The 16,090-nt window shown below is 36.5% G+C and carries 13 protein-coding genes; 8 read left to right on the top strand and 5 right to left on the bottom strand.

The features are described from left to right. Positions 1-259: 259 nt before the first annotated feature. A complete protein-coding gene (locus tag NiCM35_RS14580) occupies positions 260-448 on the top strand; it encodes an aspartyl-phosphate phosphatase Spo0E family protein (RefSeq protein WP_095329613.1) in 189 nt (62 codons plus the stop codon). Between the two features lie 37 nt (positions 449-485). On the opposite strand, the gene NiCM35_RS14575 is transcribed toward NiCM35_RS14580, so the two are convergent. After that, the gene (locus tag NiCM35_RS14575) at positions 486-1,535 is read right to left on the bottom strand and encodes a homoserine dehydrogenase (RefSeq protein WP_275068616.1); all 1,050 of its coding nucleotides are present in this window, start codon (positions 1,533-1,535) and stop codon (positions 486-488) included. Positions 1,536-1,647: 112 nt separating this feature from the next. Here NiCM35_RS14575 and NiCM35_RS14570 point away from each other — a divergent pair, with 112 nt between their 5' ends. Together NiCM35_RS14570 and NiCM35_RS14565 are read left to right on the top strand one after the other, a co-directional pair. Continuing rightward, positions 1,648-2,145 carry an RNA polymerase sigma factor gene (locus NiCM35_RS14570; RefSeq protein ID WP_095329611.1) on the top strand — a complete coding sequence of 166 codons (498 nt, stop codon included), beginning with the start codon at positions 1,648-1,650 and terminating at the stop codon, positions 2,143-2,145. Further along, positions 2,138-3,280, top strand: coding sequence for an anti-sigma factor (locus tag NiCM35_RS14565; RefSeq protein ID WP_249928237.1), 1,143 nt, complete (start codon positions 2,138-2,140; stop codon positions 3,278-3,280). The genes NiCM35_RS14570 and NiCM35_RS14565 overlap by 8 nt, the downstream gene beginning before the upstream one ends. A gap of 52 nt (positions 3,281-3,332) precedes the next feature. On the opposite strand, the gene NiCM35_RS14560 is transcribed toward NiCM35_RS14565, so the two are convergent. The 3 genes from NiCM35_RS14560 to NiCM35_RS14550 all read right to left on the bottom strand — a co-directional run bounded on the left by NiCM35_RS14560 (position 3,333) and on the right by NiCM35_RS14550 (position 7,148). Continuing rightward, positions 3,333-4,748 carry a SpoVR family protein gene (locus NiCM35_RS14560; protein ID WP_123258481.1) on the bottom strand — a complete coding sequence of 472 codons (1,416 nt, stop codon included), beginning with the start codon at positions 4,746-4,748 and terminating at the stop codon, positions 3,333-3,335. 238 nt (positions 4,749-4,986) lie between these two features. Next, a complete protein-coding gene (locus NiCM35_RS14555) occupies positions 4,987-5,136 on the bottom strand; it encodes a hypothetical protein (protein ID WP_433779885.1) in 150 nt (49 codons plus the stop codon). Positions 5,137-5,147: 11 nt separating this feature from the next. Beyond that, positions 5,148-7,148: a penicillin-binding transpeptidase domain-containing protein gene (locus tag NiCM35_RS14550; RefSeq protein WP_095329609.1), complete on the bottom strand. Its 2,001-nt coding sequence runs from the start codon at positions 7,146-7,148 to the stop codon at positions 5,148-5,150. Between the two features lie 236 nt (positions 7,149-7,384). Here NiCM35_RS14550 and NiCM35_RS14545 point away from each other — a divergent pair, with 236 nt between their 5' ends. The 3 genes from NiCM35_RS14545 to NiCM35_RS14535 all read left to right on the top strand — a co-directional run bounded on the left by NiCM35_RS14545 (position 7,385) and on the right by NiCM35_RS14535 (position 10,650). Further along, the gene (locus NiCM35_RS14545) at positions 7,385-7,768 is read left to right on the top strand and encodes a thiol-disulfide oxidoreductase DCC family protein (RefSeq protein WP_433779883.1); all 384 of its coding nucleotides are present in this window, start codon (positions 7,385-7,387) and stop codon (positions 7,766-7,768) included. 350 nt (positions 7,769-8,118) lie between these two features. Next, positions 8,119-9,000 (top strand): helix-turn-helix domain-containing protein, encoded by an 882-nt coding sequence (locus tag NiCM35_RS14540; protein WP_235850241.1) that lies wholly within the window; start codon positions 8,119-8,121, stop codon positions 8,998-9,000. Positions 9,001-9,321: 321 nt separating this feature from the next. Continuing rightward, positions 9,322-10,650, top strand: a complete 1,329-nt coding sequence (locus NiCM35_RS14535; protein WP_433779881.1) for a C40 family peptidase — start codon at positions 9,322-9,324, stop codon at positions 10,648-10,650. Between the two features lie 177 nt (positions 10,651-10,827). Here the strand turns inward: NiCM35_RS14535 and NiCM35_RS14530 are convergent, their stop codons facing one another. Continuing rightward, on the bottom strand, positions 10,828-11,301 hold the full coding sequence (locus tag NiCM35_RS14530) for a hypothetical protein (protein ID WP_433779880.1): 474 nt from the start codon (positions 11,299-11,301) through the stop codon (positions 10,828-10,830). Positions 11,302-11,570: 269 nt separating this feature from the next. Between NiCM35_RS14530 and NiCM35_RS14525 the strand changes: the two genes are divergently transcribed. Together NiCM35_RS14525 and NiCM35_RS14520 are read left to right on the top strand one after the other, a co-directional pair. Next, complete coding sequence (locus tag NiCM35_RS14525; protein WP_095329603.1) at positions 11,571-13,184, top strand: SWIM zinc finger family protein; 1,614 nt, start codon at positions 11,571-11,573, stop codon at positions 13,182-13,184. Next, entirely contained in the window at positions 13,171-16,017 is a 2,847-nt protein-coding gene (locus NiCM35_RS14520) for a DEAD/DEAH box helicase (protein ID WP_095329602.1), read from the top strand. The genes NiCM35_RS14525 and NiCM35_RS14520 overlap by 14 nt, the downstream gene beginning before the upstream one ends. Positions 16,018-16,090: the final 73 nt, after the last annotated feature.

Genomic DNA, 16,090 nt, shown 5'->3' with positions numbered 1-16,090 from the left:
TACCTTGAATATTTATTTAACCTTGCTTCGGAAAAATAATCTGAAGGATACGATGATTTTTCTTTATTAAAAAATCATCGTATCCTCCAGACTCCTTTTAGGTGACATGGTTGGATATCACTATCCTTCTAGCAAAAAAGGAAAATTATCCAACAAGTCATTCTCCTACATTTTTGTAAATTTAATAGAAAAAGTACTTATTTTTTCCAATTTAATTTGGTAAAATAATAAAGCAATCTATAAAATATAGGAGTTTTAAATGTTAATGGTACTTTCTCGAATGAATATAGAAAATGTTTGTGAACTTATGGACACAATCGATTCTTTAAAAATACAATTACTTAAATATGGGATTGAAAAAGGATTAAATGATCCCAATACCATTCAAATAAGTGAACTGCTGGATACATATATTGTCATGTATCAGAAAAAAATGGCTCAAAAATAGACAAGTATACAAAATTCTCCTGAATCCTCTTCTACAATTATTCCTGCCGAATAAGATTAATCATATCTTTCATCGCCGCTGCCGCTGCGCCCCTTGGATGTGACGCACCGCCAACACAGCAAATTGCTCCCATTTCTTCCGTTTCAAACAAGATTCCTTTATTTGTTCCCTTTACATGGATTAGCGGATTTTCAGGAGGAATCATTTCGGGTTTTACTTGTAAGATAAACTTATCTCGTTGCTTTTTCGCTGTTGCAATTAACTTCCACTCACAGCTATTTATTTTGGCACGCTGTATATCTGCTTTCGTAATCTTGTCGATGCCATCGATATCCACATCTTCTAAAGTTAGATTCGTATGAAGTAATCCATTTGCTAATAGCAATATTTTGCATGCACTATCCAACCCCTTAATATCTAGATCAGGATTTTTTTCCGCAATTCCATTTTCCTGTGCTAACTGTAATGCTTTTTCAAAAGTCAGGTTTCCCTCTGACATACTTGTCAGGATGAAATTGGATGTCCCGTTCAAAATCCCTTTTATCGATTGAATGGTACTGCCTGCCAAACTAAATTCACCGATATCTAATGTAGGCAACGCTGCTGCCGTAGCACCACTATACTTAATATGACACCCTTTTCCTTTGGCAATTGCCAGTAATTCTGGCAAGGAATGAACAAGTGCCCCTTTACTGATAGATACGATATCCATTTTTGCCTCGAGCGCTTTTTTTATGTAAGAAAGTGCTGGTTCGCCTGTTTCTAAATTCGTAGGGGTACACTCTACGAGAATATCTCCTTGGATTACTGGAGATTCAAGCACTAAATCTTTCATACTAGCATATTGCGAAATTCCGATCGATCCTGTGGGGAGCTGATTTAAAATAGTTAGATCCAGGCCTTGTGGTTCATAGATCATCCCTACAGATCCAACCACGCCAGTTACTATCAATTCTGTCTGATACTGTTTTATATACACTTCTTTTTTCCGATATAATAATTCGATAAATTCCTTCCCGACTGTGCCATATCCCGTAATGATTATTTTTTTTTGTTTCATTGTTTCAGATATTCCTTTCTTTGCTATTCTTGCTATAGACTTCTTTTTTTTCGTTTGTATTTCCTTTATTTTGGAATAAAAAATTTTTCACTGTAACTTTTCTTCTCATTAAACGTGTTATAAGCAATAGGGGGCGAAGATGAAGGATTCAATTGATACTATTTATCAAACTTATTTTAATGATATTTATTATTTTCTCCTTTCACTCTGCCATAATCATCATTCTGCAGAAGACTTAGTTCAAGAGACATTTTTCAGAGCACATCTCTATCTGGAAACTTTCCAAGGAAAAAATGTGAAGGCCTGGCTTTTCACGGTGGCGTATCACGTTTTTATCGATCAGTTTCGAAAAAATAAGCGACTAGTAGTCAAAGAGAATGATTTCTTTCAAGAAAAGATGGAGAACGCGCAAAGAATAGAGGAGACAGTCTTATTAAAAGAAGAGATTCAAAGAGTGAAAACCATTCTAAAAGTATTACCAGAAAAACAAAGGATGGCCGTATTACTAGCAGACTTCCAAGAGCTTACAACAGAGGAAGGTGCCATGGTAATGAACATTAGTCCAACCTACTTTAAAGTTTTACTCTTCCGAGGGAGACAAACAATAAGACAGAGGGGGAAACAAATTCGTGAGTGAAGAGTACAAAAAAAGGTTAGAAGCATATAAAAATGGAGAACTTTCTAAAGAGGAAGCAGAAGAAATAGAGAGAGATTTAGAAAAAATGGAGCAATATTTTCAAGTTTTTGAGGAAGCAGAAATAGGCAATCCTCATCAAGCCGCACCACTGCTGATTGATTCAAAAAAACAAAGGAGAATTGTAAGAAGAGGAAAGTGGATAGCCCGATTACAAACAGCGCTCACTGCATTAGGACTAATCATTCTTTTCACCATTCTTTCTTCCATTTTCACTGCCGTTTATTACGCTTGGGGCACTCCCGATAGAACAGATGTATACCGAAACATTATTGATTTAACCCTTACTGTAACAGATCCCTATGGGCAGTACAGTGGAACAAGTACAGCTACAAAGCCATACTTTGGACTGGAAACAACAACAGATATTGAAAAAAGAGTCGGGGATGAAATCTATAAAACGGGGGAATATAAAACAAATTTCTTCTTTTCTCTCATGGGAGTGCCTGAAAAGAAAACACAGGGAGTCATCTCCCAACAACAAGCCTCCTTTTCCTTTTTACCAAAAGAATCATCACCATCGGAATGGAAGCGACTAGAAAAAGTAAAGAATGGCACTGTTGCGTCTGTTTATCTGTCCTTCTCTGAATTATTATCAACAAATAAAGTGTTTGATTATTTAAAAGATAGAAATGTAGAAATTATCTGGTTTGCTGTTGATACAGGGGTAGAGAATAGAGACGAATTTGGTATAGACCCAATCGGGTTTCCTAATACCCCCATTTGGCATGATGATGATATGATTACAGATTCAACCGAAAAGGAAGGAAACTTTTGGTTTTCCATTGAATCGAGCTCTTCTTCTTCGCCAGAGTATACAGAAGGAGATGCGGAGATTCTCCATAAACAATTTCTAAAAACACTTGCATTTTTGGAACCCTATGAAAAAAAGGCGGAAAATTTTTATTTTGGTCATTTAGAATTAAATAAACGAATTGCTTATATGAAAAAACATGGTATTAATCATTATGGGGTTGTTATTACTGGTCCTACAGAGGAAATTCTCAAATTAAAAAAAGAAAACTGGATAAGGGCAATTCATATTGATGAAATAGGGTTTTGGAATTGGGATGAATAAAAGAAACATAAGTACCCACAGTGCGCTATAAAGCACTGTGGGTCTATTTTTTCTATAAATACTTCCGATGCAGCGCTTTTCCATCATAGCTATAAAGAAGCGGTTTATCTTCTACTACCGTCTCCATATGCACGCCTCTTCCCCATAATTGATGAATATACGGAAGAACCTTTTCTAAATATTTCAAGTCTAATTCAATTCCCTCGAAGCCATGCTTTAAGTACAGCTCGCCATTTTTATTATAATCACCATCATTGACTGTAATATATGGAAAGCCCCCATTAACGCGCATGCTGACTAATTGATCTCGGACTTGTTCCCATGCCTTATCGACAATTTTATAATCTCTTCCTTGCTTTTGGAACAAATACATATCTTCTCTCATGACAAGATCTTTGGTTAAATAGTTTCTCAGAAACGAAATATCTGATTCTATTTCCCGAACTTCAAACATTTTTTCCCGTCCTGATCCCGGTTTGACACCTCTTTGCTTCATTTCTTCTGTTGGATTATTATAGCGTTCCTCGATATCTTCAAATATCTTTAATCCTAGATAATAGGGATTAATACCCGTTTTAGATGGCTGTACTACACCAGCATTCAGCTTCGCAAATTCAATGGCTTCCGCACTTGTTAAATCTAATTCTCGAACAATCCGCTGATGCCAATAGGATGCCCAGCCTTCATTCATAATCTTTGTTTCTAATTGCGGCCAGAAATAAAGCATTTCTTCGCGCATCATCGTTAAAATATCCCTTTGCCAGTCGGTAAGCTCTCTACTAAAGTTTTCAATAAAAAGTAATAAATCCTTCTCTGGCTGGGGCGGGAATTTCTTGGCTACCTTTTTCTTCGGCTTCTTTGGTTTATTTCGGTCGTCTAATCCCCATAATTCATCATAAGGCGTACTTGCTGGCTCCTCTTCCTCTACAAACTCTACATCGTCCATAGACCAGGCTAATTTAGGTCTCATTAAGCTTGGATCAATATGTTCATCAATGGCCAATACCGCATCTAAAAACGTTTCCACTTCCTGCTTCCCGTATTTAATTTCATATTGACGAATCCGATCAGCTGTTGCAGCCATACTTTCAACCATTTCTCGTTTGGTATTTTGAAAGCGAACATTATTTTTAAAGAAATCACAATGTGCCAAAACATGGGCAACGATAAGCTTATTATTTATTAAAGAGTTACTATCAAGCAAAAAAGCATAACAAGGATTTGAGTTAATGACTAATTCATATATTTTGGATAAGCCTAAATCATAATGTAATTTCATTTTATGAAACTGCTTTCCAAAGCTCCAATGGGAAAATCGAGTAGGCATTCCGTAAGCACCGAATGTATAAATGATATCCGCAGGACAAATTTCATATCTCATTGGATAAAAGTCTAGTCCAAATCCAGTAGCAATCTCGGTGATTTCTTCAATGGCATATTCCAGTTCCTTTTGTTCTACCTCATTCATTCCGCTCTCTCCTTTCACCGTTTAAACTAATGTATGAAAAGAAAAAGAGAATCATGAGTAAATTGAATAAAATTGAGTTGGATAGATCTTTTTATTTAATGCTTGTGTGGGTGTTGGGGAATTGGTTTTAGAGTAAGTATAGTGCTGGTTTTTTGTGGTTTATCTTGGTGATAAAAGCTAGTTTTTGTTGGACTAATTTGGTTTTGGCTTTCATCACGGGTATGAACACCTTTTTCAGTTATCCTGACTGTTTTTTTAGTTTTCCTTCTGCATATGTACGCTTATATGCTGTCGTTCCTCTTACTTTCCCGCTTTCATCCCGCCTTTTGCCCTTGACCGTCCCTCTTTCTACTTTTATTCCAAAAAAAGGAGCATTCCCACGGAACACTCCTTTTCTCCTTATTCTATTATCTCTTTCACCTTTTTCACAACGTATCCGGAGCTGCCTTTATCTTGTACGCTTTCCATCATCATTGCAATCAAGAGATTCTTATTGCCTTTATCATAGGTAACATACCAGCCGTTTTCTGTTCCTTTTTCGCCTTGCTTTTCTTTTAATTCAGCTGTACCTGTTTTTCCTGCGAATGTCTTGCCGCTTATTTTTCCGGCACGTGCTGTACCGTGAGGACTTTCAATAACCTGTTGTAAGTCGTCAGAAATGGTATTGGCTACTGATTCATCCATGATTTTTTCTTTCCAAACCTTACTCTTCTCTTCACTATCTAATAATACAGGTGTTATTAAATTTCCACCGTTCACAAATGGTGTGTATGCTGTCGCAAGATGAATCACGCTCATTTCCACATGCCCTTGGCCATATCCTGAGTCTGCTAAAAGCGGCTCCGTATCTAATTTACCATAGGTAGATGTTTCAATTGGGTAAGCATAATTAAACGGTTCTTCAAACCCGAATTTTTTTAGTTCTGCTGCAAATTTATCTTTGCCTAAGTCAAGTGCTGTTTGCGCAAAGTAAATGTTATCACTATATATCAAAGCATCTGCGAGATTTACAGGCTCTGAGCTTGTATGCACTCTTGTGACATAATAACCGCCCCAAGATTTATCCTTCTGCCACTTCTTAGTGGTAATCTTTCTTTCCTGTTCAGGAGTGATAACGCCCTCTGTTAATGCAGCAGCTGCTACAAGCGGCTTCATAACAGAACCAGGAGCATATTTGTTTTTAAAGCGATTGGTAAAAGGATCTAGCTTATTATTTTCATATGCTTCTTTGTCAGATGTTGTCAGGCCAACAATCATCTTGTTTGGATCAAATGCGGGACTGCTGACTAGCGCTAGTGTTTCCCCTGTTTGCGGATTAATAGCTGTAGCTGCACCTGCTTCGCCATCCATTTTTTCATATATTTTCTTTTGCAAGTCTGCATCGATTGTTAACTTTATATTTTCGCCATTCTTTACATCTTTTTTGGCTAAACTAACTGTACTACCGTCGGCTTTTTTAATAGAAATTTCTTCGCCATTCGTGCCCTTCAATCGTTCTTCCAGCACTTGCTCTAAGCCTCTTTTTCCAATTACATCACTGCTTGAATAGCCCTTCCCTTTATTCTCCTCTAGCTCTTCTGCAGTGATGCTGCCAATGTAACCAATTAAATGGGCAGCACTTTCGCCAAATGGATAAATTCTTCCTTTAGTATCCTGCTTCTGCACACCAGGTAGTTTAAAGAGTTTATCTAAATAAGCACGGTCTCCTGTGGCAACTTTTTTAATTGGTACAAAAAAGCTCGGTTGTACCCAATCAGCCTTGATCGCTTTCTCTATGGTTTCTTTTTTAATATCCAAAAGCTTTGCTAGATTACTTACGACTGCATCTGGATTATCTCCCATTTGTTCTGGAACCAGTCCAATTTCATAAATAACTCCATTCATTGCCATCGGATTTTCATTTTTATCAACAATACTGCCGCGTTCTGCAGGTATTGTGTTGACTGAAATTTTATCATCAGGACCTAACTCAGAAAAAATATAAGTAGTATCCCAATTAATATACCAATTCTCATCCTTGTCTCGCTCTTCTTTTACAAGCTTGGCCTTATTATCAAAGCTGATTTCTCCGGCCATGCTGTTCATTTTAACCGAAAATGGAATTTCTGCTTTCTCTACTTTATCAAATTTTTCGTCTTCTGAAGGCTTCTTATATGTTACCTCTAAATCTTTAATACCTAAATCTTTATAGATTTTTTCGTATCTAGAAACAAATTCTTCTTCCGAAACATTTTTCTTTGCTTCTGTTGATAAGAAAGCATACATTTCTTTGAATTTTTCATCATTCCACAGTTTTATATATTGTGATAGCCGTTCATCTGGGGTAGGATCATTTTTATTGCATCCTGTTACCACTGCTATCAATACAAATATCAGTAAAAGCATCCATCTCTTTTTCATTCCTATCTCCCCTTCTAATCTACTATTACTAGCGTACCATTTTTTTATAAAAACGGAAAAAGAATTACATACAAAATGGTCATTTTTTTTATTTCTTCTTTCCTGCATCCTGTATATTATTACCTTTCTGACAAAATAATAACTTTATTACGAAAACCAATTGAAAAAGTTACAAATCGTTTTTAACATACTTTTGTTTCATCATTTGCTAAAATACAGGCTAAGGGGGGATATAGATGATTGTGTTATTTGATGGAGTTTGTAATTTATGCAACAAAAGTGTGCAGTTTATTATTAAAAGAGATCCAGTTAACCAATTTTCCTTTGCTTCCTTACAGAGCGAAACGGGCAAAGATCTATTGAAGAAATATCATTTATCTGAGGTTGATAGTGTCATCCTTTTGAAAGATGATAAATACTATACAGAATCGGATGCTGCTTTAGAAATTTGCAGCCATCTTACAGGTGGATGGAAGCTTCTAGCTATTTTTAAAGTAATCCCGCCATTCATCAGAGACCCTCTTTATCGAATTATTGCTAGAAATCGTTATAAATGGTTTGGCAAACAAGATTCCTGTATGCTCCCAACAGAAGAAATGAAAAAGCGTTTTATCGAATAAAAAAAGACCGCTTTCTCATCAGAAAACGGCAGAAAATTGGAGATAAAAGGACTACTCGTAAAACAGATATTGGGGTTTAATAGAAATCTTAAAATTTCTATTAAAAATGCTCAATTAAGTTTTATTATGCGAATAATCAGAAGGCGTAGGTAGGCACTTCTAAAAATAGCAAAAATATTCTTAATATATTGCGGTAAAAACAATTAAATCATATTATAAAGATAGATGAATTCTTGATTTTTAAGTGTATTTCGCCATTTTAAGGCATTTAGTACTGTTTTTTCACAAAAAACCTTCGAAAATATAACTTTAGGAATATCATTTAAAAAGGTGAGCTTTTCTATGTAGGAGTGAAGCGATTGGATTTTTCAGCGGTTGGGGAAAAAATCAAGGAATTACGAAAGCAAATGGGACTATCACAAAAGGAACTTTCTCACAATATTTGTACACAAGCGCAAATAAGCAAGATTGAAAAAGGAGAAGTACTTCCATTGTCCTCTACTCTTTATCTTATATCGAAACGATTGGGAGTAGACGTAAATTACTTCTTCGATATTGGTACGACCCCTAGACTAGATTATGTGGAAGAAACTTTTCGGCAACTAAAAGCAGCTAGAAGAAATACTGATTATCACACAATAAAACAGATTGTAAAAGCAGAAGAAAAAAATCCTTTATTTACGCACCATAAAAAAAACTATCAATTGTTGCTTTGGCATAAGGCGATTTATGTATTTGAAATCGACCGTGATTTTAATCGAGCAGTAAAGATTATTAATGAAGCAATTAAACTTACCTTTGACACTGTTTTCACGGAAAGAGAAATAGAAATCTTTATTAGCAAAGGAATCTTCCACTATGAAGAAGGATTTATTGATGATTCTTTGACCATTTATGAACAAGCCTTTAAAGCGATCAACCAACTACCCTATTTACAGGATGATACGATTAAAAGCAGATTATATTTTAATATCGCAAAATCCTTAACAGATCAATCAAGGTACGATGCATCCATTACCTATTGTAAGGAAGGTATCGATTGGGCGATCCAACAGGATAACCTTTATTTGCTGGCTCACTTTCACTATCATATCGGATATAACTATGAATTACAAAAGAATTTTGACCTAGCTATTCCTTATATGCAAGATGCACTCATGATTTTCCAATTAGTAAAAGATCATCGTTATACTGATTATATCGAAGGAAAAATCCGCAGCTGGCAAACATAATATATGTATTATAAAGATGTCTTCCAACTATTCTCTCTTACGAATCGAGAAATAGTTGCGGGCATCTTTTTTCTATTATTTTCTTAAGCCGGATATGATCATTTTCCATCTGCTGCCCGCATATATACCTAGTTAGTTTGCACCTGTTTATAAAATTAGTTTTCACTCCCAATAACTAATGTCCTAACGATAAGATTCTATGAATAATTACCTATTTTCGTAAAACTCTATCTATTTAATTAAAATAAAAGGTCAATAGTCTGATAGGTTATGGTAAGATAGATATACCATAGTTTAATCATTAGGAGTGAGTGATAAAAAATGAAGAAGAAAGTCACAGTATTGGCAACTACCGCTATTCTGTCAACCACTTTCGCAGCGAACGCCTCCGCTAGTACTTATGTAGTAAAAAAGGGGGATACTTTAGGACAGATTGCGAAGAAATTCAATACGACTGTTAATGACATAAAGTCGCAAAATAATCTTTCATCAGACCTTATTTTAATCAATCAAAAATTATCTATTGGCGATGATTCAAAATCTAGCAGCGATACAACTAAAGCTAGTAAATCTTCTACAAAGACAAGCTCAAGTGCCAAAACATATAAAGTCGTTTCAGGGGATTCTCTTATTAAAATAGCAAATAAGCATTCTATATCTTTAGGAGAGTTACAGCAATGGAACAATCTATCCTCTTCGCTTATTTATCCTGGTGATATTTTATATGTTTCCAAACCTGGAAATTCTAATTCCAACCCATCTAGTAATTCTGGAAGTTCTAGCAGTAACAGCAACACAGCTGTAAAGGAAAATACAACTGCTTCTACAGGAACTTATACGATTAAAAGCGGAGATACTTTAAGTAACATTGCCTCTTCGTATAAAATGTCTGTAAGCCAACTAAAGCAATTAAATAACCTAAAATCTGATTTGATTTTCCCAGGACAAAAGTTGAAGGTTACTGCCTCTGAAAAGGCAACTGACACTGGAAATTCTAATTCCAACCCATCTAGTAATTCTGGAAATAACAGCAATACAGCTGTAAAGGAAAATACGGCAGCTTCTACAGGAACTTATACGGTTGTAAGCGGAGATAGTTTAAGTAAAATTGCCTCTTCGTATAAAATGTCTGTAAGCCAACTAAAGCAATTAAATAATCTAAAATCTGATTTGATTTTCCCAGGACAAAAATTGAAGGTTACTGCCTCTGAAAAAGTAACTAACACTGGTAATTCTAATTCTTCTTCCAGTAAACCGACCCTTATTTCTAACGGAAACAATGGACAATCCTATGCTTCCAAAGTCGTTTCTGTCTCTAAAAGTTTAGTTGGCATTCCATATGTTTGGGCAGGCTCAACTACTGCAGGGTTTGATTGCAGCGGATTTGTTTACTATGTGTTAAATCAAAGCGGTAAATCTATTGGACGTTATTCTGCTGAAGGCTACTATGACCGCAGCTATTATGTAGATGTGCCAGCTGTTGGAGATATTGTCTATTTTAAAAATACCTACAAACAAGGTATCTCTCACTTGGGTATTTATATTGGCAACAATGAATTTATTCACGCGGACTCAAGTGGCGTTCGTGTTACAAGTTTAGATAACTCATACTATAAAGAGCATTTTGATAGTTTCAAACGTTTATATTAAAAGATAATAGTAGAAAGGACTGTCTATTTAGCAGGCAGTCTTTTTGTTTGCTTTCGGGTTAGTTCATTTCCTCCCCAGTTTGGCTGATATATCTCTACTTTGGCTGATTTCCTCCCCAGTTTGGCTGATATATCCTCTCCTTTGGCTGATTCCCTCCCCGGTTTGGCTGATATATCCCTACTTTGGCTGATTTCCTCCCCAGTTTGGCTGATATATCCTCTCCTTTGGCTGATTCCCTCCCCGGTTTGGCTGATATATCTCTACTTTGGCTGATTTCCTCCCCAGTTTGGCTGATATATCCTCTACTTTGGCTGATTTCCTCCCCAGTTTGGCTGATACATCCCTTTCTTTGGCTGATTTCCTCCCCAGTTTGGCTGATATATCCTCTCCTTTGGCTGATTTCCTCCCCGGTTTGGCTGATATATCCCTTTCTTTGGCTGATTTCCTCCCCGGTTTGGCTGATACATCCCTTTCTTTGGCTGATTTCCTCCCCAGTTTGGCTGATATATCCTCTCCTTTGGCTGATTTCCTCCCCAGTTTGGCTGATATATCCTCTACTTTGGCTGATTTCCTCCCCAGTTTGGCTGATACATCCCTTTCTTTGGCTGATTTCCTCCCCGGTTTGGCTGATAACCCCTTACCTTGGCACAATTATTCTTCCATTTTGCTAATACATTTGCAATTTCGCACCATTCTGTGCCAAACTTTTACCAAACTGCCTATATTTTCTCTTCATTCCCTATATTCATTACTTCAAAACTAGTAATCCAATTGCGCTCTCTTACTTCTCTTCTTCTGTCCCCTACCATCTCCATTCAAAAAGCGTTATAATTAAAGAATGGACTTTTTTGGTGCCTCTACATTTTAGAGCACATCTTTAAGCAAAATTAATCGATTTACCAATATGGGAGGGATACATTATGCTTCTAGAAAAGTATTTGGAGCCAGTGAATTTTTGTGCAGAAAACTTAATGGATTTATTGGATGCAAATGATCCCCAAATGAAAAAAATTGTGGAAAAGGGACTTCTTCTGTACAGACAAAGCTTTGTCTATCAGGTCAAGTTCTCCAATGAATTGGTGACGGGAATGATCCAAGATGTGACGCCTGTAAGGGCCACTTTAGATTTGGATTATGTTCAACAGAGCTCTTGTACTTGTCACGCTGAAGGATTTTGTCGCCATCAGCTCGCTCTATTTTTCTATTTACTCGCACAAGTTGGGAAAGTGTCCACTTGGTTGGAAAATTGGCGTAAACCCATTGAGAATGCAGAAATGTTGAAAAATCTCGGTATTATGCGAGCAAGTGATTTACTGAAGGAAAAAGAAGACAAAGAGCCAAATTATACAGATTGGATTGAAACATTTGAAAAGAGCTTTCAATCCCTTATAGAGACGAATCATACTAAACCATATATGATTGCAGAAACGTATTATATTTATATACGAAAAATAAAAGCAGCTACTCCTCTCCAAACAGAGTGGAAGCTCCTGTATTTAGTCATCGCCCATGTATTTACTTTCAAGCAATTATTAATACTTAGTAAAAAATTAGATCATAATACACAAACAATCAATCGCTATTATCGACATCTTTTTCATGATTTAATGAATAGCATCGAGGATAACCTCTATAAATTATCGAACTTTACCTTTCCATTTGCGTTTGATAATTTTTTAATTAGTCTAAAGGGTGATATTAGAACCATTCTTACCATCCAGCCAATATTAGCATTTGAATGTATTCAGCTTTATCGCTTAATGTGGACAGATCTTTTTGCCACGAAAAGATGGAGACAGGATGAATTGGCACAATTATCAGCGAGCACCAAGCCAAGCTTTTCCGAAAAAATTGCCATCATTCATCTTGAAATCCTACTTCAAAAGGATGAGAATGCCCTTAAAATCATTCAATCACTCGATACACAAGTGACCTCGTACATGCTTTATTGGATTGATTATTTATCGAGTCGCAAATCTTGGAAAAGAATGGATTTATATATACCAGCATTTATTCAAGAGCTGAAAAATTATATATGTACAGATGATGATGACGATTATTGTTACGAATTTACACAGATGGCAATCCGAGCAATTCTTCCTTACTGCCTAGCTATGAATAAAGAAGACTTGCTTGAAAAAGCCTATATTCATACACTTCCATATAGCTACCGCAAATACGAGGATTTTCTGTATGAGAAGAAACAATTTGATAAATGGATGGATCTGTTTACCATGATGGGATATGGACTAGATCATCTTCACAAAGAACAAATAAAAACGCTGCAGGAATATGATCAATCATTATTGCTTTCCTTATATCATCGTTCGATTCAAGAACATATCGAAGGGAAAAATAGAGAGCATTATCGAATCGCTGTCCGCCAATTAAAAAAACTGCGTACCCTTTATAAAAAGCTGAAAAAACAAACCGAATTCGAGCAATTCTTATTGGTTATCTTAGAACGTACGAAACGATTAAGAGCCTTTCATGAAGAATGTAGAAAGGGAAAGTTAATCCATGCTGAAAACTAACTATCTAAAAATAAATGTTCATTACTATGACAATAGAGGATTTTTTTTAACAGGAGAAATAGAGAATCGTTATCTATATCCTAATTATTGGAAAAAACTTCTTTTTCAGCAGCATCAAGAGAGCTATTATGGAACTATCCTAGATACTGTAACAATTGATGAAATAGAAGGCGTATTATTAAGTGGCTGGCAGTTGGTGACTTTGCTTGCTACTGAAGGGTTCAATCGTTATGTAGATTGGGATTGGAATGATACTGCACAGGTTTGTCTGGCTGCTGCTCCAAGTATTTTGGAAGCTATTAAACATAAAGAATGGATACCGGATTTCAGCCAATGGGAGGCTGGGAATTTCCAATGGTCCCTTCCCAATCGTGTCATGGACGAATTCGATCCGAGCTTTTGGGAAATGGAACTTCACGATGAGTTGGCAGGTCAAACAAATAGAGATTTTATCCAGCAGTGGTTCCAGCATTCGCTCAATCATTATTTAGAAGACCATCAAGAGACAAAACAAAATTTCCATGAACAAATCCAAACATTAAAGAATGCAAATATTCCATCCGAGCAGCTGGCTGCTTATTTCACTGAAGATAAATGGCAGGAATGGATGGGGTTAAAAGAAACAGACTATCCATTCACATTAGGAATCCGTCTGGAAGAACCAACTGAAATCGATACAACTTGGGATTTGGACTTATTTTTACGTTCAAAGGAAAATCCTGATCTCGTTGTGGATATACATGATGAAAGTAATATGCCGAAGAAGTGGTTAAACTATACCTCCTATATAGAGGAGGAACAACAGCGCTGGCTCCTGCTTTTCCCATGGTTAAAAGGAAAAAGCGGGATAACCAATCAATTAACAGAAGAAGAAGCTTGGCTTTTCTTATCAGAAGCTAGTGAAACATTCCTTGCCCTTGGAGTGGATATTCTTCTTCCTTCTTGGTGGCAAGCAATGAAGTCAGCCAATTTGAAAGTGAAAGCAAAGGTTTCGAGTGCAAGTCATCGTCCATCCTTTGTCGGCCTGCAGGCAATGCTGGACTATAATTGGCGCTTTTCTATGAATGGCGTCACCCTCTCTGAAGATGAATTCAATAAATTAGTGGAGGAAAAACGCCGTCTTGTCTTTATTAAAGGCCGTTGGATTAAATTAGATCCTGCTTTTATTCGCCAAATTCAAGATTTAATGAAAAAAGCTGAAAAAGAAGGTTTACATGTCCGCGATATTATTGAACAAGAGTTAATGCAAGCAGAAGAACAGCAGAATGATGAGCTAGAGAATCCGAAAACATTTGCCAAAATCCAAATCGAACTAAATAGACAATGGCGAACGATGATTCATCAATTAAAAGAAGTAAAGAATCTACCATTAGAAGACGTTCCGCACAGCTTTTTAGGCGATTTGCGTGCATATCAAGTACTTGGAATGAGCTGGCTTCTCTTCTTAAGAAAGTATGGTTTTGGCGCCATTTTAGCAGACGATATGGGACTAGGAAAAACAGTTCAGCTTATTTCTTATTTATTAAAAGTGAAAGAAATAGAAGCGGAACTAACGACTCCTGCTCTTATCATTTGTCCTACTTCTGTCCTCGGCAACTGGCAAAAAGAGTTAGAGCGATTCGCACCTGATTTAAATGTATATCTCCATTATGGAGCTAATCGCTTAAAGGATGAGGCCTTTTCTAAAAGAGCACACGAATCAGATGTAGTCTTAACCTCTTATGGATTAACACATATCGATAAGCAAAACTTCGAAGAGCTCACATGGAGTACCATTGCAATTGATGAAGCACAAAATATCAAGAATGCGCAGACAAAGCAATCAAGAGCTGTGAGAAAATTAAAGGGAGCACATTATATTGCACTCTCTGGAACACCGATGGAAAATCGTCTCAATGAGCTTTGGTCTATTTTTGATTTTACCAATCACGGTTATTTAGGTAGTCTCGGACAATTTCAAAAGCGCTTTGTCATTCCGATTGAAAAGGAAAATAAAACCGAACAAATCCAGCAATTGCAGACACTTATTCGTCCATTCTTGTTAAGAAGAACGAAAAAGGATGAAGAGGTGGCCTTAAATCTCCCTGATAAACTGGAGCAAAAGGAATATTGTCCTTTAACAACGGAGCAGGCTGCCTTGTATGAACAATTAGTTACCGATACATTTGTCCAAATTGAGCAGCTCTCTGGATTTGAGCGGAAAGGCCTTGTCTTGCAGATGTTAAGCAAATTGAAGCAGCTCTGCAATCATCCTGCCCTTTATTTAAAAGAGCAAGCACCTACTAGCCTAATTGATCGATCAGTAAAAATGGAGAAATTGGCAGAACTGACCGATACCATTTTAGAGAGAGGTGAAAGCTGCCTTATTTTCACACAATATATTGAAATGGGACATATGATTCAGGAAATGATGAAGAAAAAGTTCAGCATCGACGTTCCATTCTTAAATGGTAGTATGTCCAAGCAACAACGTGATCGCTTAATTGAGCAATTTCAAGCTGGAGAATTTCCGATTTTCCTCCTTTCCTTAAAAGCTGGGGGAACAGGATTAAATTTAACAGCTGCCAACCATGTTATTCATTATGATCGCTGGTGGAATCCTGCTGTAGAAAATCAGGCGACAGATCGTGCATACCGCATTGGCCAGACTCGTTTTGTTCATGTTCATAAGCTTATTTGTACAGGAACATTAGAGGAAAAAATTGATGCGATGCTGGAAAAGAAACAATCACTAAATGACCAAATTATCCAAAACGAAAATTGGATGACAGAGTTAACAACAGATGAATTAAAGGATTTGGTGTCATTGAATGAAAACCCAGCAGCCTTATAGGGTGCAAGCAGAGCACAACCAAATGGATAATGACAGAAGACATGAATAAAAACCCCACCAAGGATACAATTTA

It is taken from the genome of Niallia sp. M35 (assembly GCF_050971705.1).
Lineage (GTDB): Bacteria > Bacillota > Bacilli > Bacillales > Cytobacillaceae > Niallia > Niallia circulans_A.
The sequence above is the reverse complement of the archived record's forward strand: the minus strand, read 5'-3'. Positions and strand labels throughout refer to the sequence as shown.